Source organism: Haloarcula rubripromontorii, assembly GCF_001280425.1.
In the GTDB taxonomy this organism is placed as follows: domain Archaea; phylum Halobacteriota; class Halobacteria; order Halobacteriales; family Haloarculaceae; genus Haloarcula; species Haloarcula rubripromontorii.
Genome location: NZ_LIUF01000002.1, coordinates 446,709 through 468,240, shown reverse-complemented (window position 1 = coordinate 468,240; position 21,532 = coordinate 446,709). Strand labels below are relative to the sequence as shown.

Below are 21,532 nucleotides of genomic sequence, written 5' to 3'. Positions count from 1 at the left end.
ACCCAGTCCCCCGTCCAAGCGTTCAAATACTAGCACGGGACCAGCGCCAAGCATGACAGATATCGAGACGCTGGCCGAACGGCTCCGTGCGGTCGAACGCGCGGTCACGGATGGAACGACGGAGTTCCCGGACGTGACGGAGCTCGCTGAGCTGGAGAAGCGGGTCGACACCGTCGAGCAGCGTATCGACGACATCGACGAGCGGACGACGGAGCTCGAAGCCGCTACACAGGCTCTCCGCGGCTACATGGGGAACGTTCGCACGGTCAACGAAGATATCGAGCAGCGCGCCGACGCGGCGCTGGCGGCCACTGACCGACTGGAGGAGCAGCTTAACGACGCACTGTCGTCGCCGTCGGCATCTAGCCCACAGGCGGCGGGGAGCGATCAGCATCGAACCGGGGGAGGACAGGCCGCTCCACGTTCGTCGGACGGCGCCCATGCAGCGCCCGACACCGCGACCGATTTCTCCGCCATCACTGACAGCAGCAACCACGACAGCGACGAGACGCCTGATACAGGCGTCGTCGGCCGCATCCGCGCGCTGCTGTGATATACCGGCTGGTCCTTGCCGTCGCGGTCATGACCACACTCGTCGGTGCAACAGCCCCGGCACTGTCGACAGCCCGAGCGGACGCGGCCAGCGGCACGATGGAGCGTCAAGTGGACGAGCTGAGGACCGAATTGACGAGGCTAGTCGAGACCGACGCCGCGACAGCGAACGGCGACGCACAGCGAACAGTGGCGATACGAATTCCCGCAGGGACCTACACGAATGCCGGCGTCAGTCAGCTCCAGTTTGCGGAGCGGGGTGGTGTCGGCGTCGCGACCTGGACGGTCGAGTCTCGGAAACAGACCGAGCGGCTGGTCAGCATTCCGATCCGAACGACAGCCGCGACCGACAGACTCGACGAACCCGGCACACATCGGCTCGTGTTCGTGCTGACGCGGTCAAATGGCCAGCGGATGCTGCGGGTCCATCGGTTTAAGTCAGAAGCCGCAGCGAGGCGTAGCCATGCGTGAGTGGCTCTTCGGGTCATCGACAACGGCCGGCTGTCGCTGTGAAACGGCTATCGAGGGTGGGCGGCTGATGGTGACGGCTGACGAGTGTCCGGGCAGCGGCGACCTCGCCGCGTCGGCTGACTGCCGGGCGACAGTCGTCGATTCACTCTCGTCGGCCGGTATCGAAACTGTCGTCACAGCGCAAGCAGGACAGGCGCGAGTGTACGCCGAGCGGGCGGCGGCAGTACTCACTGCGGCTGGCCGGTTCGCGACCAGAGTCGCCTCGCTGGACGACCGCCTCGCAGCCCGTGCCCGACGGGACCCCGTCGCTGCCGCGGCAGAGGCAACCGGTCGAGCGGGACCGGTCGCCGACCTGGCGGCGGAGACCGGATTGGCTGTCGCTACCGAGGGCTTCGACACCAGCGAACAGGCGCTTACTGCATACACTGGGCCAACGATTAGCGACGCCCGTGTCGGGGCAACGCCGCCGACGGATGCGGCTCTCCGGGACCAGCAAGCGCTCCCGACGGAGGCCGTCGTTCGGCGATACGACACGCACGGCGACCAACTACCGGTGTATCATATCGAGCCCCGCGAACAGCGATTCGACGCAGACACGATGGAGACGCTTGTCGAAGCGTACAGGCGAGTCGCGACCGCTGCCACCGACGGCGGCTGTCACCCGTACGACGCAGCTGCCGCGGTAGCCGGTGACAGTACGACGGCAACCGCGGTCGGTGCCGTGCTTGAAAAGCACACGGGCGGGCTCGGGGTCTTGGAAGACATCTTCGCCGATCAGCGGGTGTCCGACGTGTTCGCGACAGCCCCAGTAAGTGACACCCGGCTCCGACTGCGCTGTGACGGTGAAACCATGCGAACGAACGTCCGTCTGACGGAAGCTGGCGCAAACACGTTAGCGTCGACGTTCAGACGGGCGAGCGGGCGGGCGTTCTCGCGAGCGAACCCGACGCTCGACGCGACGACGACAGTGGCTGACCGGCAGATCCGCGTCGCCGGTGTGAGTGACCCAATCAGTGACGGCCTCGCCTTTGCCTTTCGCGCTCACGACAGCGACGTATGGCGGTTGGCCGACTTCGTCGACAACGGGACAATGCCGGCCGCCGTCGCCGGACTGCTCTCCGTCGCCATGGAGCGCGGCGGGGCCTGCCTCGTCGCTGGCCCCCGTGGTGCGGGAAAGACGACAACGCTCGGGGCGTTGCTCTGGGAACTCCCCCACGAGATCCGGACGATCCTGATCGAGGACACGCCCGAACTTCCGGCGGCGTCGTTGCGGTCCGACGGCCGGGACGTGCAGGCACTTCGGACCACGAGCGGGGACGGACCATCAGTCGATGCTACAGAGGCTCTTCGGACCGCGCTCCGGCTCGGCGAGGGCGCGCTCGCCGTTGGAGAGGTCCGCGGCGAGGAGGCCGGCGTACTCTACGAGGCGATGCGTGTCGGTGGCGGCGATGGGGCCGTCCTCGGAACGATTCACGGCAACGGCCCCGAAGCCGTTCGCGAACGGCTGGTGTCGGACCTCGATGTCCCGGTCCAGTCGTTCGCCGCGACGGACCTCGTGATAACGCTGGCTCCGCCCGCATCGGCGCACGGCCGCGGTATCGAATCTGTCGCGGAAATCGTCTCTCATGGCGCTGATATCTCTTTCGAGATGCTCTACGAGCGCCACGGATCGACAGCGACGGCAACCGGTCGCCTGACGCGGGGTAACAGCCGTCTGGTGGAGTCCATCGCCGCGCCCGGCGAGCCCTATGCAGAGGTGCTCGACGCTATCGAGGCGCGAACCAAGCGATTCGAGGAGTCGGTGGCTGTCGAGACAAATGAGAACGAACTGCACACAGACGAGGGCCAGCCGTGAGCGACACCAGCGGTGCAGACAACTCCGGTGACGGCGCGAGTACGGCACCAGCCGCATCGCTCACAACCGCGGTCGTTGCGGCCTACCCGGGCACTGTCGAGGTACCAGACGACTACCGGCGAGCGTGTCAGCTGCTCTCGGTTACGGCTCCGCCTGAGGCACTGCTGGCGACGAGTTACGTCGTTGCGGTGTGTGGCCCCCTGCTCGCACTGCTCGTCGCTGTGACGGTGACCGGACTGCTGGCGACAACCGTCAGCCTCGGGGTCCTCGTCCTGTCCCTGAGCGTTGCGGCGCTGGGACGGTACGGCGTGCCGTTCGCCGCGGAAGCAAAGCGGATTCGAACGCTGGGCGCCGCACCCTCGCTTGTCATGACGCTGGTACTCGGCGCGACGCTATGGCCGAGTGCTGAGCGGGCGGCGGCGTTCGCCGGACGGGCAGGACACGGGCTGCTCGCCACACGGCTGGACCACCATCGGCAGCGAGCCGCGGGCACGCCACGGAGCGGTCTGGGAACGTTCGCGACAACTTGGAGCGACCGGTTCCCGGCACTCGAACGCGCAATCGGGCTAGTCGAGAGCGCGACCGCAGCCCCAGCCGAGGAGCGGCCCGAGGTCCTCGAACGCGCACGGCGACGCATCCTCGACGGGACGCGGGACGAGATGGCAGCCTTTGCGGCCTCGATTCGCGGACCGGCGACCGGCCTGTACGCGTTCGGCGTCCTCCTACCGCTGGCGATGGCGTCACTGCTGCCCGCCGCCGCTGCCGCGGGTGTGCCAGTAACTGCTCCTGTGCTGGTCGGGACCTACGGCGTCGTCATGCCCGCCGCGCTGCTGGTCGCCTGTTGCTGGCTTCTGGGACGGCGACCGGTCGCGTTCCCGCCGGCGACAATCCCCCGAAGCCATCCGAACGTGCCGGCGTCGGCACTCCCGTCAGTTGTGGTCGGAATCGGTGCCGGAATCGGGGGGTGGCTCCTTGCCAGCGCGCTCGTCGCCGCGTGGGCATCTCCCATCGGCGCACTCGGGGCTGGTGTCGGGAGCGCACTCGTCAGCTACTACAGACCCGTCGCCGAGGTCCGCGACTACGTCACCGACGTTGAAGCAGGCCTGCCGGACGTGCTATCGGCTGTCGGTCGACGGCTGGGTCGCGGCGAGTCAGTCGAAGCCGCGCTCGTCGAGGCCGTCGATGAGACGCCCACACCCACAAGTGCTGTCATCGAGGCCGCCGTCGCGCGTCAGGAATACCTCGGGACCAGCGTCGAGGGAGCGTTTCTGGGTCCCGGCGGGGCGCTCGCTGACGTTCCGAGCCGTCGCACCCACCGAGCGGCAATCCTGCTGGATACGGCCGCGACAATCGGGCCGCCGGCGGGAACGTCCGTGACGGCGATGGGCGAGCATCTCGACGCGCTCCGGACCATCGAGCGCGAGACGCGCCGGGACCTCGCACAGATAACCGAAACGCTGTCGAACACCGCTGCGCTGTTCGGTCCACTTATCGGCGGTGCGACCGTCGCACTGGCCGGGTCGATGGGCGGCGGCGAGCAGTTCGCTACCGTTTCGAGTGCGGTTCTGGGGCCGGTTGTCGGCTGGTACGTGCTCGTTCTGGCTGTTTTGTTGACGGCGCTATCGACGGGTCTGCACCGGGGCCTCGACCGCGCGCTCGTTGGGTACCGAACCGGTCTGGCGCTCCTGTCGGCCACGGCTACCTTCCTCGTCGCCGTCGTCGCGACCAGGCTGCTGGTCTAAGTGTTTAAATCGGAGAGCGCGGCCAAGACGGTCCATGTTCGAAACGCACGTCGACACGCTGTCTCTCTGGGTTGGGCTGGGAACAGTGAGCGTGGCCGTCCTCGGCGTCGTGGTCGGTCTCCCGACGACCGCGCCGCCGGACGCGACGGCGGCGGCCGCGACTATCGATGAGGTCACGACCAGCCCGCCCGGGTCAGTCGCACATCGACGACTCGTCGCTACAGAGTGGACGTTCGATGGCCGCGAAATCCGCCTCCGCAACGACGGCGGGTCAGCCACCGCACGACTGATTCGAACGGCTGTCCCGGCACGGACCGACGGGCTACAGGCTGTGGTGAACGGGGAACAACCGGAGGCCGTGTACGACTCACCGGACGCGTTCAGTCGGGCGACCCGTCAGGCTCGGACCGCGGACGACGGGTGGCGACTGGCTCCGGACCGGGTGACCGTCAGGCGCGTCGTCTGGGGAGGGACCGATGTCACCATCGTCGGATAGGGCGACGACGGAACCGCTCGCCGCGCTCGTTGCTGTCTTCGCCGTCACGCTCGGCGTGTCGCTGTATGCCGGTGTGGTAGACGACGCGTTCAACACACTTGACGACGACCGAAATATCGCCACGCCGACCGCCGATACTGTGGAACAGCGGCTCTCGTCGACTGGCGTCGTTCGACCGGAAAAACTCGACAGCGCGCTCGATGGGGTGCCAGCAAACTACCACGGAAACGCGACCATCACGGCGACGACCGGCGAGCGATGGAGCGGTGGCCAAAAGCCACCGAACAGCGCGGACATCGAAGCCAGAACAGTGAGTGTACAGATCGGACCGGGGGCAGTCCGTCGCGGAACGCTCACGGTGCGGGTGTGGCGATGAACAGGGCGATGAGTGCCGTCGCCGACGTGACAGTATTCCTCCTGCTCATTGGTGCGGCCGCAGGGACTCTCGTGAGCGGCGTCGGCGTCGAGACGCCGGCGGCGACCACAAATCCTGCGGCTGACCAAGCGTCGACGCTGGCGACGAGTACCGCAAGCGTCGAGTATGAGTTGCTCGTCCCACCGTCAGATCACGGCAGGCCGCCCGACCACGCGACGCGGCAGCAGCGGACGAGTCACGGGACCGTGGCAGAGCTACTCGGTGAGGCCGCGATGAGCGGTGTCACCGTGGACGGCGAACGGGTATCGAGCGCCGGCACGGATTTCGAGTCACGAGTCGCTGGGGCGACGCGTGATAGACTCCACAGCCGCGGGCATCGAACGTCCGTCCGTGTCACCTGGGCACCGTATCCCGGTGCGCCACTCAGGAGCGAGTACCACGTCGGCGACCGGCCGCCGGATGCCGTCGACGTTCGAGCGGCGACAGTGACCGTCCCGAGTGGGATGGAGAACGTCTCGGAGCCAGCCCGCGAAGCAGCGAAGACTGACGGCTACGATGGCGTGGCGACGGTCGTGGCTCGAAGCGTCGTCGACGGACTGTTCCCGCCGACGCAGTCACGCTACGCCCTCCGTGGCGACTACCCATCGGATGTGCTGATGGCCGCGCGATACGAGCGCATGGCCGATCTGACAGGGGCGAGCGTTGCCGTTGAGCGACAGTCGACGGTCGAGATGAACCACGACCTGACTCCGGTGCTTGCCACGCGGCTTCGAACCGATATGCGGTCGCAGTACGACTCGCCGACGGACGCCGCCCGTGCCGTTCGGGTGAGCCGTGTCCGTGTAACTGTCAGGACGTGGTCGCCGTGAGAGACGACACCCGCGGCCGAGTCCCGTTCGCGTTGCTCGGTGTTCTCCTGCTGGTGAGTAGTCTCACGTTGGCTCCCACGTTCGTCACCGAGCCAGCCCCGAGCGAGACGGCGGTCGAACGGGCGCTGAATCAGGCTACGGCGGAGACGCAGGTGGCCGTGCGGGACGGCGTTTCGACGGCTGGCCAACGGGCGGCTGCGAACCCAGTTGTCACGCCCGCTGACACACCTGCTGGTCGAGTTCTGAACGACTCGGCGGCATTCCGAGACTCGCTCAGAATCCGTACCTATCTCCGTGTCGCGGACCGGCTGGAGCGTGTCTCCGGCCGAAGCGGTGACGTGACCGTGACCGCCAGTCTGCCGGCGGTTTCTAACGTTCGCGGTCTCCGAGCGGCGAAACACCGCGTCTCGGTCGAACGCGCCGGGCCGAACAAGACCGCGATGCGGGCGACAGTCGAGAATATCGTTCTGACAGTTCGGCGCAACGGGGCGGTAGTCTCGACGCGGCGCGTTTCACCGACTGTCGTCGTCCCGACGCAGGCGCTCATGCTCCACGATCAGGTGTCGACCTACCAGACACGTCTGAACAACGGTCTAGACAGGCCGGGGCTGAGCCAGCGAATGACAGCCCGGCTGTACCCGATAGCGTGGGCGAGAGGGTATGCGCAGTACGGCGGCGCTGGCATCGAAAACGTCGTCGCGAACCGGCACGTCTCGCTGGCGACGAACGGTGCATTGCTCGGCGTCCAGCGGTCGACCTTCGGGCGGAGCGACCCGGCTGGTCGCCGTGCGCTGAAAGAGGCAACAGCGGTGACCGGAATCGAGGACCTGATTCGGGGTAGCCAGGGGACAGCGCTCTCGACTGAAGTACTCAAACAGGCCCAGTACAGACCGGTCAGCGAGACACCGCCGCGCCCGACATCCACGGGCAGTCCGAGCCCGACCGATTCGATGACCGTCGGCGTCAACGGGACGGCCGACACCGCGTTCCGGTCTGTCACCGAACCGTCAGCGCTCAACGAGACACTTGAGGACGCATACACCGTCGAAGTGGCGCTTGAAACCAACAAGCATCGACTGGGCGGAGGACCGCCGGGGACGCCGCCGTCGCCGGGCACCGACTGGACACTGGTCGCCGACCGGGTGACTACCGCGACGGAGACAGTCGGGAACGCTAGCGGTCGCGTCGCAACGCCGGACCGTTGGCATACCTTGGAGACGTTCAGCCGAACTGTCGAGCGCCAGTACACGCGGACCGCCGTCTGGCAGAACGGGTCACTACGCCAGCGCACAACGACGTCAAGCACCGCCCGCTATCGCGTGACCGTCGCCGTCGTCGGCCGCCATCACGGCCGTTCACCGGCACCGAATCGCTCGATCCGGACGGCACACGACGCCAGCGCAAGTCCGTTGAACGGGTCGAACTTCGCCGACGTGGAGCCGAAAGCGATGGACAGGCTCGTCGGCCACGCCGGGGGCCGGGACGGAGTGGCCGAGCGAGTCGTCGACGATAGCCTGAGCCGGACGGAGGCGACAGTGGCGGCCGACCGACCGCCAGAACTGCACAACTGGGTGTATCGGGACCTGATGGACCTACGGGCGTCAGTCCGCAACGCGACCGTCTCCGTCGAGCGCGGACGCGTCGGGACCTTCGAGACGAATCCCCCGCGGGAACTCCGGGAGCGGGTCGCGCAACGTCGTGCCACTCTGGCGGCCGTGCCGGGAACCTACGACAGCGCGGCCCAGAAGGCACGCGTCGCGGCCCGGTTGACCTATCTGAGTGCGGTGTCGGCGGAGCTAGACGAGCAGGCCACGGTGCGTGACAGCAATCGAGAACGAGTCGACACACAGCTATCGAAACGCACCGACGGATCGCTGCGTGCGCTCCGGAAAGGATTGGTTGCGCGTGAGACGCCCGTTCCGCGGTCACGACCGGTGCCAGTCGGTCCGGCTGGTCCAGTCAGAACACGGGTCGACACGCAGACACCGTATCTGACGCTGACTGAACTGGATGAGAGTCGGTATCGCGCGCTGGATGGGAGCGAACATCCGCTGGTGGCGCGGAACGCAAACGTGTTCACAGTCCCATACGGTGACGCCGCCGATGCCGTCGTTGGTGGTGCGTTCGAGAGCGGTGACAGGGTACGCCTCGCAACGGCGGCGAACACACTCGCGGCCGCGAACGAGACGCTCGAATCGGAGTCGAACGCGACGCTCACTTCAGAGCGCGACACACTCCAGCGGGAGGTCGAAGCGGCCAACAAGGAGATGACGACGACGCTCTGGCTGGCGGTCTCCCAGCACACCGAGGCTGAACAGGACGAGAGCAAGGCCATCGTCGCTGACGCGATGGCGCCGTGGGACACATCGGCGGCCCGAGCGCTGGCTCTGACCAACGGCTCCGCACAGGAACGGGTCGCCCGTGTCGCCGGTGCGCGACTGAACCTCACACGGGTCGAACACGACCGCCTCCGCCTGCGGCTGCTCTCGGTCGATACACCGGCAACCAAACCGACACTGGGGTCGGCAAACGGGACGGCCTCGGCGGTGCGCTCCGTTGCGAAAGCCGAACTGAGCAGCGCGCTGGCAAGTGCCGGCGAGCAGAAGGTCCAGCAGTTCGCGAAGAAGCGGCTCGGGACGGACAGGCTCCCGGCGGGTCTCCCGCTGGCACCGCCAGTTGCCCCCTGGTACGCGACGACAAACATCTGGTGGGTGACTGTCGAGGGCGAGTACGCACGGTTCGCCGTCTCTGCAAGTCACGGCCCGCCGAGCGAGCCCGGGGCACAGACCACCTACGCGCGTGACGGGCACACCGTCACGCTCGACGTGGACGACGACGGAACAGGCGAGCGGTTGGGTACCGCCGACCGTGTCTCGTTCCGAGCCGACACGGGCGTTGTCGTCGTCGTCCCACCCAAACCGCGCGGAGTCGGTGACAAGGGCGGCAACGCCGTGGAGGAATCCAGCGGGTGGCCGGACGCAGGCTCCTGACCTCGGGCCGCATAACCGAAGTAAAATACCCCGGGGCCATACCGATTCCCATGCTTCGAGGCGAGTTTCCGGACGCGAGCGAGCAGTCCTCCGAGGAGTTACTGGCGGCCTACGGTACCGTGCTGGCCGAGACAGTCGAGACAGTCGGGGTTGAGGAGATCGTCGCCGAGACCAGTCTCGATCAGGCGACGGTGACAGCGTTCGCCGACGGCGATATCGCCGACCGGACGCTTGATGAAGCGGTCGCCGTACTGGCGACCGGACCGAACCGGCCGGACGCCGACGCGTTGCAGGCCGAGGCCCAGGACATCCTCCTGATGGGGATGACGACGGCCGTGATGGACGTGGAGTCGCTGGCCTCCGGCATCGACGACGAACTGGAGCCGAAGGAAATCCAGCAGAAAATCGAGGGCCGCTACCCCGTGACGCTGTCGGAATATGCCCTCCTGCACAGCTACATCGAGGGTGAAAAGCGGTGACGGAACGCGTCGCCATCCTCGGCTGTGGCTACGTCGGCCTCGAACTCGGGCGACAACTGCGGGACGACCACGAGGTCGTGGGCGTTCGCCGGTCCGACGACGGCATCGCAGCTATCGAGGACGCCGGCTTCGAGGCGGTCCGGGCCGACGTAACTGACCCCGAGTCGCTGTCGGCGGTGCCGGACGCCGACTGGCTCGTCTTCGCCGCAAGCTCTGGCGGGCGGGGAGCCGAGGCCGCCCGCAAGGTGTACGTCAAGGGACTCCGGACGGCCATCGACCACTTCTGGTCGCGGGCCGACCCGCCCGAGAGACTGGTGTACACCTCCAGTACCGGCGTCTACGGCGACCACGACGGCGCGTGGGTCGACGAGGAGACCCCGCTGGACCCACAGACCGAAAAGACCGAAGTGCTGGCCGAGGCCGAGCGGGTCGCCCGCGAGCGCCCAGTGGAACACGGTGGGCACGGAACCGTCGCTCGGTTCGCCGGCCTGTACGGTCCAGACCGCTACCGACTGGAGCGGTATCTGGAGGGACCAGTGACGGCGGGCTACCTGAACATGATCCACCGAGCCGATGCGGCCGGTGCAGTGCGCCACCTGCTGACCGAGGGGCACCGTGAAGAAGTCGTACTGGTCGTCGACGACGAACCCGTCGAGAAGTGGGCTTTTGCCGACTGGCTGGCCGAGCAATGCGACGTCCCGTTCCCGCCGAAACAGACGACCGAGGAACGACTGGCCGACGAGAGCCTCTCGGAGACCGCAAAGCGACGTATTCAGACGAGCAAGCGATGCTCGAACGAACGGCTCCGGGAACTGGGCTACGAACTAGAGTACCCGACGTTTCGGGAGGGATACCGCGCCGCTATCCGAGAATACCGGCAAAATTAGCTGTATAAGGGGCGAACTTTATTACTGATAGGCTGGCGAAGAGCGTGGTATGACACGCGTTGCCGGCGGCGGACGCCAGATTGACGCCGCCGCGGCGTTCGCTAGCGAGAACCCTTTGTTGATCGCTGGTGTCGCTGTGGTCCTTTTCGCCCTCCTCGGTGCCGGTATCTGGTTGCACCGGTATCTCAACCGAACGCCCGGCGAACGACTGCGTCGAACGCTGACGGACTACGACCGGATTGCAGTGTTGATGCATCCGAATCCCGATCCGGACGCGATGGCCTCTGCTCTGGCTGTCACCCAGCTCATCGCCGGCACCGAGACATCGGCGTCGCTGCAGTACCCCGGGGAGATACGCCGTCCGGAGAACCGGGCCTTCCAGACGGTGTTGGATCTGGCTTTCGAACACATCGAAACTGTCGAGGACATCGACGAGGAGGCGGTCGTCCTCGTCGACCACAACACGGCACGCGGCTTCCCCGGTGCCGAGGAGGTCGAGCCGGTTGCCGTCATCGACCACCATCCCGGCAACGGGAGTGGCAACGAGTTCACCGACATCCGGTCCGACTACGGGGCCTGTGCGACCATCTTCGCGAGCTACTTCAATCAGTTAGAGTTCGAGTTCAGCGACACCGGAGAGAGTATCGATATCGACGCAGCACCGGCAGAAACCATCCCCTGTGCGCTGGCAACGGGGCTGATGTACGGTATCCAGTCAGATACGCGGTCGCTGACAAACGGGTGCGAGTCCGAGGACTTCGCGGCCGCTGCGTTCCTCTACGAGGGGATGGACAGCGATTTGCTCAACCGCATCGCGAACCCTCAGGTCGACGCCGAAGTGCTCGACGTGAAATCCCGCGCCATCGGGAAACGAGAGGTGCGCGCGCCGTACGCGTTCAGCGACGTTGGCGAGGTGTCGAACACGGACGCGATTCCACAGGCTGCGGACGAGCTGGAGACGTTAGAGGGTGTCTCGGCAGTCGTCGTCGTCGGCGAGAAGGAAGGGACCATGCGCATCGCCGGGCGCTCGCGGGACGACCGCGTCCACATCGGCCGGGCGATAGAGGCCGTCGTCGACAATATCCCGATGGCCGAGGGAGGCGGCCACGCGCGGATGGGCGGCGGGAAAGTCCCGATCAAGCACATGGCCGGTCTCGGACCCAGCGACGGTGTCTCCCGTGAGGACTTCCGCGAACGAGTGTTCGACGCTATGAGTGGCGAACTGTAGCGGTCGCCGACCGTAGTGTATCTCTGTCCTTTTGTCCCTGCCCGACCAACGACTGGTATGGCTACACGGGAGGCGACCTGGGCGTACCGGGACGACCACGACGAGTTCGCGCGCACCTTCTACCGCCGGTTCGGCGACGGCGTCGTCTCCAGCATCGGCATCGGCACGTATCTGGGCGACCCGACCGACGAGCGGGACGCGAGCTACCACGACGCCCTCGTCACGGCGCTGGAATCCGGCGTCAACGTCGTCGATACGGCGATAAACTACCGCCACCAGCGCTCCGAGCGCGTCGTGGGGGACGCCGTCGAGGAGGCCGACGTTGACCGCGAGGCAATCGCTGTTGCGACGAAAGGGGGGTTCATTCCATTCGACGGGGCGCGCCCGGCTGACCCCGGCGCGTTCGTCCGGTCGGAGTACCTCGACACCGGCATCGTCGACCGCGACGACCTCGTTGCCGGCCAGCACTGCATTGCGCCCGACTACATCGACGACCAGGTCGACCGGTCGCTGACGAATCTTGGACTGGATACAATTGATCTCTACTACGTCCACAATCCGGAGACACAACTGAAGTCGAAATCCCGCGCGGCAGTGTACGACCAGCTAGAGGCGACCTTCGAGCAACTGGAGAAACGAGCGGCGACCGGCGATATCAGACACTACGGCGTCGCGACGTGGGAGGCGTTCCGCGTACCAGCCGACCACGACAGCTATCTCTCGCTCCCCGAGGTCGTCGAGCGTGCCCGTGCGGCGGCAGAGACAGTCGGCAACGCGGCGACGCATCTCCGCGCGATTCAGTTGCCGTTCAACGTCGCGATGGCCGACGCGTTCACTGTCGAGGCCCACGACGGCGCGGACGGGCCGCAGTCGGCGCTGTGGTTCGCTCACGAGGCCGGGCTGGACGTGTTCACCAGCGCATCCATCATGCAGGGCAAGCTGGCCGCGGAAGTCCCGGACGACGTCGCGGCGAAGCTCTCGGGCGAAACGAGCGCACAGCGCGCGATTAACTTCGCACGCAGTGCGCCGGGCGTGACCTGCTCGCTGGTCGGTACTGGATCGGTCGAACACGCCCGGGAGAACGTCGATGCCGGCCGGTACGAACCGCTCGGTGCTGACGCGTTCGACGCGGTCTTCGAGTAGCTAACTGAGCTCTTTCCACTTGCCGTCGCACTCGGGACAGACGCGCACCTTCCCGACTTCGTCCGGGTCGTTTTCCGTCGCGAGCGGCTCGTCACAACTGGTACAGGAGAGTCGCCCGTAGTTGTCCTTCTCGACATCGCCGGCCCGGAGGGCCTTCCTCACTGAGTCCATACCTGCCAGTGTGCTACCCGCGTGTAAAAACCCCGTGGCGGCGTTCCGGAACGTTGTTCAGGTGTTCCCATCTATCACTGGTCGTGTCTCGTCGCCGCGTCTTCGGCTCGCTGCTGGGGATGGTGTTCTGCATCAACCTCGCGAGAGTCGTCTTCGCACCACTCATCGAACCGATTCGGGCGACGACAGGCGCTTCTGATGCGACACTCGGACTGCTCGCAACGATGGTCTGGGCCGGGAGCGCCCTCCCACGGCTCCCAACCGGCGTCCTGCTGACCCGGATATCGCGGGCGAAGGTCATCTTCGGCTCCGGTGTCGTTCTGACAATCGGGACGACGTTTACCGCGCTCGCGTTCGACCCGACGCTGTTGCTCGTCGGGGCGTTCACCATGGGGATTGCGAGCGGCGTCTACCTGACCGCGGCAAACACGCTGGTCAGTGAGCTGTTTCCGGAGCGGCCCGGCCGCGCGCTCGGGCAACACGGCGTCGCCGCCCAGCTCGCCGCTGTCGGTGCGCCGGCGCTGATATCGTTCGTTCTCATTGTCGGGACGTGGCGGACCGCGCTGCAAGTGATCGCCGTCGCCGCGGGAGTGGTAACCGTCGCGTTCACTATCGTCGCGAGACGCTCCCACCTCCCTGACGCCGGGAGCGAAGACCGCGACCTCCTTGGCGCGGCGCGTGCCCAGTGGCATATCATCGTCACCAGCGTCGCGACCATCGGCGTCGCGGGGCTGGTCTGGAACGGGCTGTTCAACTTCTACGTCACCTACGCCACGAGCGTCGGCCTCACGCCCGGACGGGGGCGGACGCTCCTGTTGCTCGCGTTCGGAGCGGGGGTACCGGCCTTCTACGTCAGCGGTCGTCTTGCCGACCGGCTCCCGTCGATTCCGTACCTCCTGACGATGCTTGCGGCCTTTACCGGCTGTGTGCTGGTGTTGCCGTCACTGACCGGGTTCTGGTCGCTGGCCGCGTTCAGCGTCGTCGTCGGCTACGTCATCCACAGCATCTTCCCGGCGGTGGACGCGTACCTGCTCGGCTCGCTCCCGGACCGCCACCGCGCGAGCGCCTATGCCACCTACGGCGCAGGGATGATGCTGCTACAGGCACCCGGAAGCGCGCTCGTCGGGCGACTGCTCGACACTGGCGTCACGTTTCCGACGCTGCTTCGGGGCATGGGCATCGCGTTGCTCGTCGTCCTCGTGGCGATGGTGTCGCTGCACCGCAACGGCCGGCTACCGAGCGCCGCCCGAGCCTAAAGGCTGAAGCCGCTCGGTGCCGCGTCACCTGTATGGACCTGCAACCGGACGAGCTGGCTGGCGTCGTCGACCTCTTTGGCTCGCTCACCAGAGCGGAGCTCGTCGACGCCTGCGGCGAACTCGCGTTCAAGCAGGGCGTCGACGCCGACCCGGACGCAGTAGCGGCAGCCATCGACGGTGCTATCGGCACGTACCACCTCGTCGCCGTCGGCGACCACGCCGCAGACACCGACGAGACGCTGCTGGTAGTCGGCCCGGTCGCGTTCCCGGCTCTGCCCGACGGCGCGGCCGACCTCCCGCACATCATGGACGTGCCGGCCCGCGACCTCGCACGTGACGCCGTCATCGAGGCTGTCAAGTCGCGCTTCCGAGAGGACGCGGTAATGGCAGTCAAGAACGGCAACGCGGACCGCGTCGAGACACTGCTTGACGTGAGCTACGACATCGAAGCCTGGGAGAACGTCGAGATGGACGGCCTCCGGGACCGACTCGATGACGTATGAACCCAGCGCTCCGAAATTCCGAACGATTAAATCTGATATTTCGAGCGAGTGAGCCACCCGAATTAAGACGGTCGGTCACCTACCGTATGCTATGCAGTTCGACCGGGTCGCGGCCCACGAGCCAGTCGTCGTGGACGATGAGCCACAGGAGGCGGCCGTTATCGCCCCGGTCGTCACGCGACCCGAGGGCGAGGCGATACTGTTCACGAAACGCGCTGACCACCTGTCGGACCACCCCGGGCAGATGTCGTTCCCCGGCGGCGGCCGCGAACCCGAAGACGATGACCTGCTGCGGACTGCGCTTCGCGAGGCCAACGAGGAGATCGGGCTCGACCCGCTGGCAGTCAACGTCGTCGGTCGGCTGGACGACATCAGAACCATCACGCGCTACTCCGTGCGCCCGTTCGTCGGGCGAATCCCGGACCGTGACTACCTGCCCTCGGACGAAGAAGTCGCGGAGATAGTCACGCTTCCGGTGTCGGAACTGACCGATCTAAACAACTACGAGTCAGAGCACCGTGACCACCCCCACTACGGGGAGATTCGACTCCATTTCTTCTACGTCGACGGCTACACTGTCTGGGGCGCGACGGCGCGGATGCTCGTCCAGTTGCTCGAACTCGCGACCGACTGGCGGATGCCACCCGAGCCTGACCGGTACATGGAGCGCGACGACGATCTGCCGCCGAGCGTGCGCGACGAAGCTGAGTGAAGGTCGGCCCTGAGTGAAGCAGGACCGGCTGTGCCGGGGTCGAGAGCGACAGGATTTTGCAGCCTCATGACGTTGACCGCGTACTGGATGACCACGCTTACCGGTGCGACACTGGCGGCTGCCGGCATCGACGCGGTGGCGCTCAAGCCGACGGAAGTGGACGTGTCCCAAGCAACGGCCCTCGATGTTGAGACGCTTGCAATCGATTACGAGGGGGCGGCCCACGTCCCAGACGCCGAGACCATCGAGCGACTGGCGTCGGCCACTGACGTGCGCGTCACGACGCCAGTCCGGGCCGACGGCTTCGACCCGCTGGGCGACGACAGCGGGTTCGACGCGCTGCCGGCGGGTGCGGGCCGTGTTCTGGTCGCTGGCCACAGCGCGTATCTCTCGGAAGACGAGGCTGAACGAGCCGTCGCACCGCGGCTTCAGGCGGCCGTCGACGACGCCAGCGATCCATGGGTCGGCACAGAGGGCATCGAGCGCCTCGCGCTGGCAGTCGGCGGGACACAGTACGAACTCCTCTCGCGGACGACGGCCCGGGACGTGCGGACGCTCCGGACCGCCGGCTTCGACGGTTCGATTGCCGTTTACGCCCCGCTGGTACTCTCGAACAGCGAGGATACGATGCTTGACGCCGTCGGCGACTACACGGCCCGGCGCGGTCCGGTTCGGAACGCACTGCCCGACGGTGCGCCGACGGACAGTCGAGCCACGGGGCGGGCCAGAGACGTACTCAAACAGGCCATCCGCGACTACGCGCTCGTCGGCTCCGTCGAGACAGTCGCCGAACGAACCGAGCGGCTCCACGACATCGGCGTCGACACGATTGTCGGCTACCCGGCGCGTGGACTCGGCCCCTTCCTTTCGTAGATGAACGCCGCCGTTGTCGGCGGCGGGGCCGTCGGCCTGTCGACCGCGCTGGCACTGGCTCGCCGCGGCGCATCGGTCACGCTATTTGAGCGGGACACTCTCGGAAGCGGCGCGAGTGGCCGTGCGGCCGGACTCTGTTACGACGCCTTCGCCGACGACGTGGATGCCGCCGTCGCCGCGGACGCACTCGGTCGCTACCGCGACCTTGGCCTGTTCGAGCCACAGCCGTACGGCTGGGTCGCACGCGACGAGAGCGACGCCACAGCCGTCCGGGAGCAAATCGCGCAGATGCAGAGCAACGGCGTCGCGGTCGAGGCGCTCACGCCGGCGGCACTCGGCGACCGCTACCCCGCACTCGATACCAGCGGCATCGAGGTGGCCGGCCTCGCCCGCGACGCCGGCGTACTCGACCCGGACGAGGTGGTGGCGACCCTCGCCGAACAGGCCCGGGCAGACGGTGCGACCATCGAGACGGAAACCCCGGTCTCGCTCACCTCGCCGACGACCGTCGAAACGCCGAGTGAGACGCGGACGTTCGACGCTGTGGTCGCCGCGGCCGGCCCGGAGACGAAGCCCCTTGTCGCCGATATCGGCGTCTCGCTCGCACTGAAAACGTATCGCGCACAGGCCCTCGTGACTGAGCCGGTCGATGCCACGCTGCCGTCGTTCTACGACGCGACCCGGGAGTTCTACTGGCGGCCGAAAGCCGACGCACTACTGCTCGGCGACGGCGCACACGAGGTCGACCCGATGGACTGGAACCCGGACGCGGACGCCGAATTCGTTACCCGGAGCCTCGACCGCGTCGAGCAAACGTCGGCACTCACGCCGGCCTGTGACAGAGCCTGGGCCGGCCTGTGTACCGCGACGCCGGACGGCGCGCCGTTGGCCGGACAGGTCGCCGACGGGCTCTGGGTGGCGACCGGCTGGCAGGGCCACGGACTCATGCGCGCGCCGGCGATGGGCGACTATCTCGCCGCAGACGTTCTCAATCGCCCGAGCCCGCTCTCGGAACACTTGCCTGATCGCGTCGACCCGACACGGTTCGACGGCTCCGAAGAGTTCGCCGCGCTGGACGACCCGACGCGTGACTGGGTCGAGTGAATACGTTGTAAGAAGGCGTATATACGTCGGTCAGGCGTCGTCGTCTTCGCTCTCGTCGGCTGATTCGGTCACGTCTTCGACATCGGCCGTGTCGGTGTCTGCCTCCGCGTCGGCCCCCTCGTGGCTCTCGCTGTCGTCGGTTGCAACGCCGACATCCGTTGCCTCGTCCTCATCGTGGTCCGCCTCGGCCTTCGGAACGCGGACGTGGAGCGTGCCGTTGCTCTTGAGCGTGGCCTGGGCCGTCTCCGGGTCGACGGCGGCATCGCTCGGCAGCGTGACGCTCCCGTCGAGTGCGAGCCCGCGCCCGGGATAGCGCATCTCGAAGCCCTCGTAGAAGTCACGGAAGCGGTCGATACGGACCTCCACGCGGTCGTCGACGTACCGGACCTGAATGTCCGACGCGGTCGTGCCGGGCGCGTCAAAGACGACGAGATAGGCGTCGTCCGACTCCAGCAGGTCCGAGGCCAGCGGCTTGTTCTCCTGCACCCGACCGGCGGCCCGACCGATGTTCTCGAATATCGCGTCGCTGATAGAGGAGCCGATGTCCCGCATCATAGTTCCACTTCGTCGAGACAGTCCGTCCCGCCACAGTACGGGCAGGAGAACGCCGCGAGTTCGACATCGTCCGGCATGTCGTACGTGTAGTGCATCTCGAACATGTCGAGTTCGCAGCTGTCGTCCGTGCAGACGACCTCCATAGTGGCTGGCATACTATTTCGTTGGTCCGTCGGGGACAAACCCCTTACGGACGGGGCCGGGGTTACCACGTCCAGCCAGTCCCAACATTGATACCGTCACCGGCGTACTCGGGTGTATGAGTGAACGCGTCCTCGGGGCGGATTTCAGCGGCGCAGCGGCCGCTGGCGACGCGCTCTGGGTCACTGAGGCGATACCGACGGACGAGGGGCTCGAAATTCAACGGTGCTACCGCGGAACCGACGAGTGGGGTCGTGACCGTGAAGCGGCCCACGCCGGCCTCGTCGACCGCATTACCGACGACGATGTGAGCACGGTCGGGCTGGATTTCCCGTTCAGTCTACCACAGGCGCTACTTGACGCGCAGTGTGGCGGGACCTGGTCCGGTTTCGTAGACTGGCTCGCGAGCGGGAGCGGCCCGACCGACCCGGGGTCGCTCTCCGAGGCCTGCCGACACACCGCCGAGATGGCGACCGGGAGCCGTGACCTGCGCCGGGAGACTGATTTCCGACGCGGCGCACTGTGTCCGTACACGAACCGGACGCGCAGCATGACCTTCTACGGCGTCCGGGACGTGCTGGGGAAACTGCGAGCCGACGACGACACGGCCGTCGTGCCGATGCAGGGCTGGGACGCCGACACGCTTGTCGCCGAGGTGTACCCCGCTGCGACCTTTGGCTGGCTTGGCTGTTACCGTGAGGGATACAAGAACGTCGACGACCCCCGGCAGCGCCGGGAGGCAAACGTCGCGGCGGTCGAAGCCTGTAGCGTCACCGTCGATGACCACCGCGACACCTACCTCGGGAACCACGACGCGCTGGACTCGCTCGCCGCTGTCGTCTCGGCGGGTCGGCTGGCTGACGGTGCCAGACCGCCCGCAGCAGGCCCACAGAGCGAAGGCTGTATCTACGTCTGACGACGCAGTGGCGTCGGTGTTCCGGATCGAAGCCCGGCATATATCAGCTTCCGGCCCAACTACCGTCTATGTCTGACGACCGGGGCGGCTTCGAAGGCGTCCGTGAGAACGTCGACGGTCACCCGATGGTCAATCTCGTCGGCTACGCCACGTCCTACTGGCTCCGGCTGTTCATCGGTATTCTGGCGGCGTTCTGTACCCGATTCGCCCGCCTCGTGCCGCCGATAATCGTGGCTGCGGCCATCGACCGCGTCGTCCTCAACAGCGGCGAACCGGGACTGCTGACCGACGCCGGGCTGTTGCCGCCCGGCGAAATCACGGGCGAAGCCGCCCGGATCGCCTTCCTCCAGCGACTCGTCGTCATCGCAGCCATCGCGTATCTCATCCGGTCGGCTGCGCGTTTCGGCTCCAGATACCTGCTCCAGTCCAGCGCCCAGAAGATACAGCGGGACCTCCGCAACGACACCTACGACCACCTCCAGCACCTCTCGCTGTCCTTCTTTGCGAACCACCAGACCGGCGGGATGATGTCGATACTCAACAGCGACATCAACCGGCTGGAGTCGTTTCTCAACACGGAGTTCCGCCAGCTAATCCGGGTGGTGGCGACCGTCGGCGGCATCGCCGTTATCCTGTATACCTACTCCCCGAAGCTGGCGCTCATCGCGCTCGCGCCGGTGCCGATTATCGGCGTCGCCAGCGGCTTTTTCCTCACGTGGATCGAGCCACGGTACCGCTCGATTCGCCAGACAGTGTCGCGGCTCAACACCCGGCTGGAGAACAACCTCAGCGGTGCGCCGGTCATCAAAGCGTTCGACCGCTACGACTTCGAGCGCAAGCGGGTGACCGACCAGAGCCAGACGTACCACGACGAGAAAGTCGCCGCCCTGCGAATCCGCCGGGCCTTCTTCGCCGGCCTGCGACTGCTGACCGGCATCGTGTTCGTCCTGATTCTGTACGTCGCTGGGATGGACTTCATCACGAACCCACAGGGTGAGGCGGCGCTGTCGGCGGGGGCCTTCACCGCCTTCTTCCTCTACATCCGCCGGCTGTACTCCCCGATGCGCCGGGTCGGCAAGTCGGCCAACAAGTACCAGCTCGCCAAGTCCAGCGCCGAGCGCGTGTTCGGCCTGCTGGGGCAGGAGCCGGAAGTCACCGACCCCGAAGACCCCTACGAGCCCGACCGCGTCGACGGGGCCGTGGAATTCGACGGCGTGACCTTCGGCTACGGCGACGAGCCGCCGGTCGTCCGGGACGTGTCGCTAAACGTGCCCGACGGTGCGACCGTCGGGCTGGCCGGTGCCACCGGGGCCGGAAAATCGACGCTGCTGAAACTGGTACCGCGATTCCACGACGTGGACGCCGGCGCGGTCCGAGTGGACGGCGTCGACGTACGCGAATACGGCCTCCAGAGCCTCAGGAGCGAAATCGCAATCGTCGAACAGCAGCCGTACCTGTTCTCGGGGACCGTCGCTGAGAACATCGCCTACGGCGACCGCGAGGTGCTGGACGCCGAGCAGTCGGACGACGAAGCGCGGGATACCGGATGGGAAACGGCACGCGAGCGGGTCCGTGACGCAGCGGAGGCCGCCCAGGCCCACGAGTTTATCCGGGACCTGCCTGAGGGGTACGACACGCAAATCGGCGAGCGCGGAATCAAGCTTTCGGGCGGCCAGCGCCAGCGGGTCGCCATCGCCCGTGCCCTGCTGAACGACCCCGAAATCATCATCTTCGACGAGGCGACCAGCGACGTAGACACGGAGACGGAGGACCGCATTCAGGAGAGTATCGAACAGTTGGTCGCGGACCGCACCGCCTTCGTCATCGCTCACCGCCTCTCGACGATTCAGGACGCGGACCGCATCGTCGTGATGGACGACGGCGAAATCGTCGAACGCGGTAGCCACACCGACCTGCTCGCGGCCGACGGCGATTACGCCGCTCTCTGGCACGCCCAGGCCGACGACCGAACGGTCAGCGCCGACGACTGAGACTGGTGCTGTCTGAGCCTTTTTGACAGCGGATCAGTGCCGGTGATGCGTCCGACTGCGTTGCCGTAAGACGTGATTCGCTCGTTCGAGCCCGTCAATAACAACCAGCATGGCTGCCAATCAGGTGCGCGTTAGTCCCGTTTTGGGTCCGCTGTATCGGTGTCTGGTACCGATAGTCTTGAAAGAGATAGTGTCACATATGCGCTACAGAGATATTATCGC

General features: G+C 66.6%; 22 protein-coding genes. 19 read left to right on the top strand and 3 right to left on the bottom strand.

The window, feature by feature from the left end:
* The first annotated feature begins 52 nt into the window (after positions 1-52).
* The 12 genes from AMS69_RS07580 to AMS69_RS07525 are packed head-to-tail and all read left to right on the top strand — an operon-like array spanning position 53 to position 13,088.
* Entirely contained in the window at positions 53-553 is a 501-nt protein-coding gene (locus tag AMS69_RS07580; protein WP_053967462.1) for a DUF7310 family coiled-coil domain-containing protein, read from the top strand.
* The gene (locus AMS69_RS07575; protein WP_053967461.1) at positions 550-1,023 is read left to right on the top strand and encodes a DUF7311 family protein; all 474 of its coding nucleotides are present in this window, start codon (positions 550-552) and stop codon (positions 1,021-1,023) included. Before AMS69_RS07580 ends, AMS69_RS07575 begins: the two co-directional genes overlap by 4 nt.
* Positions 1,016-2,878, top strand: coding sequence for an ATPase, T2SS/T4P/T4SS family (locus AMS69_RS07570; RefSeq protein WP_053967460.1), 1,863 nt, complete (start codon positions 1,016-1,018; stop codon positions 2,876-2,878). The genes AMS69_RS07575 and AMS69_RS07570 overlap by 8 nt, the downstream gene beginning before the upstream one ends.
* Positions 2,875-4,620 (top strand): type II secretion system F family protein, encoded by a 1,746-nt coding sequence (locus AMS69_RS07565; protein WP_053967459.1) that lies wholly within the window; start codon positions 2,875-2,877, stop codon positions 4,618-4,620. Before AMS69_RS07570 ends, AMS69_RS07565 begins: the two co-directional genes overlap by 4 nt.
* Positions 4,621-4,654: 34 nt before the next feature.
* Positions 4,655-5,116 carry a DUF7283 family protein gene (locus tag AMS69_RS07560; protein WP_053967458.1) on the top strand — a complete coding sequence of 154 codons (462 nt, stop codon included), beginning with the start codon at positions 4,655-4,657 and terminating at the stop codon, positions 5,114-5,116.
* Complete coding sequence (locus tag AMS69_RS07555; protein WP_053967457.1) at positions 5,097-5,492, top strand: DUF7285 family protein; 396 nt, start codon at positions 5,097-5,099, stop codon at positions 5,490-5,492. The genes AMS69_RS07560 and AMS69_RS07555 overlap by 20 nt, the downstream gene beginning before the upstream one ends.
* Before the next feature lie 8 nt (positions 5,493-5,500).
* Positions 5,501-6,361, top strand: coding sequence for a DUF7284 family protein (locus AMS69_RS07550; RefSeq protein ID WP_053967858.1), 861 nt, complete (start codon positions 5,501-5,503; stop codon positions 6,359-6,361).
* The gene (locus tag AMS69_RS07545; RefSeq protein WP_053967456.1) at positions 6,349-9,351 is read left to right on the top strand and encodes a DUF7286 family protein; all 3,003 of its coding nucleotides are present in this window, start codon (positions 6,349-6,351) and stop codon (positions 9,349-9,351) included. Before AMS69_RS07550 ends, AMS69_RS07545 begins: the two co-directional genes overlap by 13 nt.
* 50 nt (positions 9,352-9,401) lie before the next feature.
* Positions 9,402-9,830 carry a DUF5791 family protein gene (locus AMS69_RS07540; RefSeq protein WP_053967455.1) on the top strand — a complete coding sequence of 143 codons (429 nt, stop codon included), beginning with the start codon at positions 9,402-9,404 and terminating at the stop codon, positions 9,828-9,830.
* Positions 9,827-10,717: an SDR family oxidoreductase gene (locus tag AMS69_RS07535; RefSeq protein WP_053967454.1), complete on the top strand. Its 891-nt coding sequence runs from the start codon at positions 9,827-9,829 to the stop codon at positions 10,715-10,717. Before AMS69_RS07540 ends, AMS69_RS07535 begins: the two co-directional genes overlap by 4 nt.
* Positions 10,718-10,766: 49 nt before the next feature.
* Positions 10,767-11,945: a DHH family phosphoesterase gene (locus AMS69_RS07530; RefSeq protein ID WP_053967453.1), complete on the top strand. Its 1,179-nt coding sequence runs from the start codon at positions 10,767-10,769 to the stop codon at positions 11,943-11,945.
* Positions 11,946-12,002: 57 nt separating this feature from the next.
* Positions 12,003-13,088, top strand: coding sequence for an aldo/keto reductase (locus AMS69_RS07525; protein ID WP_053967452.1), 1,086 nt, complete (start codon positions 12,003-12,005; stop codon positions 13,086-13,088).
* Here AMS69_RS07525 and AMS69_RS20580 read toward each other — a convergent pair whose 3' ends face one another.
* Positions 13,089-13,259 (bottom strand): HVO_0758 family zinc finger protein, encoded by a 171-nt coding sequence (locus AMS69_RS20580; protein ID WP_004517187.1) that lies wholly within the window; start codon positions 13,257-13,259, stop codon positions 13,089-13,091.
* Positions 13,260-13,378: 119 nt separating this feature from the next.
* On the opposite strand from AMS69_RS20580, the gene AMS69_RS07520 reads away from it, so the two are divergent.
* From AMS69_RS07520 to AMS69_RS07500, 5 genes are all read left to right on the top strand, one after another.
* Positions 13,379-14,515, top strand: a complete 1,137-nt coding sequence (locus AMS69_RS07520; RefSeq protein WP_053967857.1) for an MFS transporter — start codon at positions 13,379-13,381, stop codon at positions 14,513-14,515.
* Positions 14,516-14,547: 32 nt separating this feature from the next.
* Entirely contained in the window at positions 14,548-15,018 is a 471-nt protein-coding gene (locus AMS69_RS07515) for a DUF7109 family protein (RefSeq protein WP_053967451.1), read from the top strand.
* Between the two features lie 91 nt (positions 15,019-15,109).
* On the top strand, positions 15,110-15,730 hold the full coding sequence (locus tag AMS69_RS07510; protein ID WP_053967450.1) for an NUDIX hydrolase: 621 nt from the start codon (positions 15,110-15,112) through the stop codon (positions 15,728-15,730).
* An 87-nt stretch (positions 15,731-15,817) separates the two neighbouring features.
* Positions 15,818-16,603 (top strand): DUF7388 family protein, encoded by a 786-nt coding sequence (locus AMS69_RS07505; RefSeq protein ID WP_053967856.1) that lies wholly within the window; start codon positions 15,818-15,820, stop codon positions 16,601-16,603.
* On the top strand, positions 16,604-17,707 hold the full coding sequence (locus AMS69_RS07500; protein WP_053967449.1) for an NAD(P)/FAD-dependent oxidoreductase: 1,104 nt from the start codon (positions 16,604-16,606) through the stop codon (positions 17,705-17,707).
* Positions 17,708-17,737: 30 nt separating this feature from the next.
* Here AMS69_RS07500 and AMS69_RS07495 read toward each other — a convergent pair whose 3' ends face one another.
* Positions 17,738-18,262: an Hsp20/alpha crystallin family protein gene (locus AMS69_RS07495; protein WP_080508808.1), complete on the bottom strand. Its 525-nt coding sequence runs from the start codon at positions 18,260-18,262 to the stop codon at positions 17,738-17,740.
* Positions 18,259-18,417: a DUF7559 family protein gene (locus AMS69_RS20575; protein ID WP_004517194.1), complete on the bottom strand. Its 159-nt coding sequence runs from the start codon at positions 18,415-18,417 to the stop codon at positions 18,259-18,261. Before AMS69_RS20575 ends, AMS69_RS07495 begins: the two co-directional genes overlap by 4 nt.
* A 104-nt stretch (positions 18,418-18,521) precedes the next feature.
* Here AMS69_RS20575 and AMS69_RS07490 point away from each other — a divergent pair, with 104 nt between their 5' ends.
* Positions 18,522-19,319: a DUF429 domain-containing protein gene (locus AMS69_RS07490; RefSeq protein WP_053967447.1), complete on the top strand. Its 798-nt coding sequence runs from the start codon at positions 18,522-18,524 to the stop codon at positions 19,317-19,319.
* 68 nt (positions 19,320-19,387) lie between these two features.
* On the top strand, positions 19,388-21,310 hold the full coding sequence (locus AMS69_RS07485) for an ABC transporter ATP-binding protein (RefSeq protein WP_053967446.1): 1,923 nt from the start codon (positions 19,388-19,390) through the stop codon (positions 21,308-21,310).
* Positions 21,311-21,532: the final 222 nt, after the last annotated feature.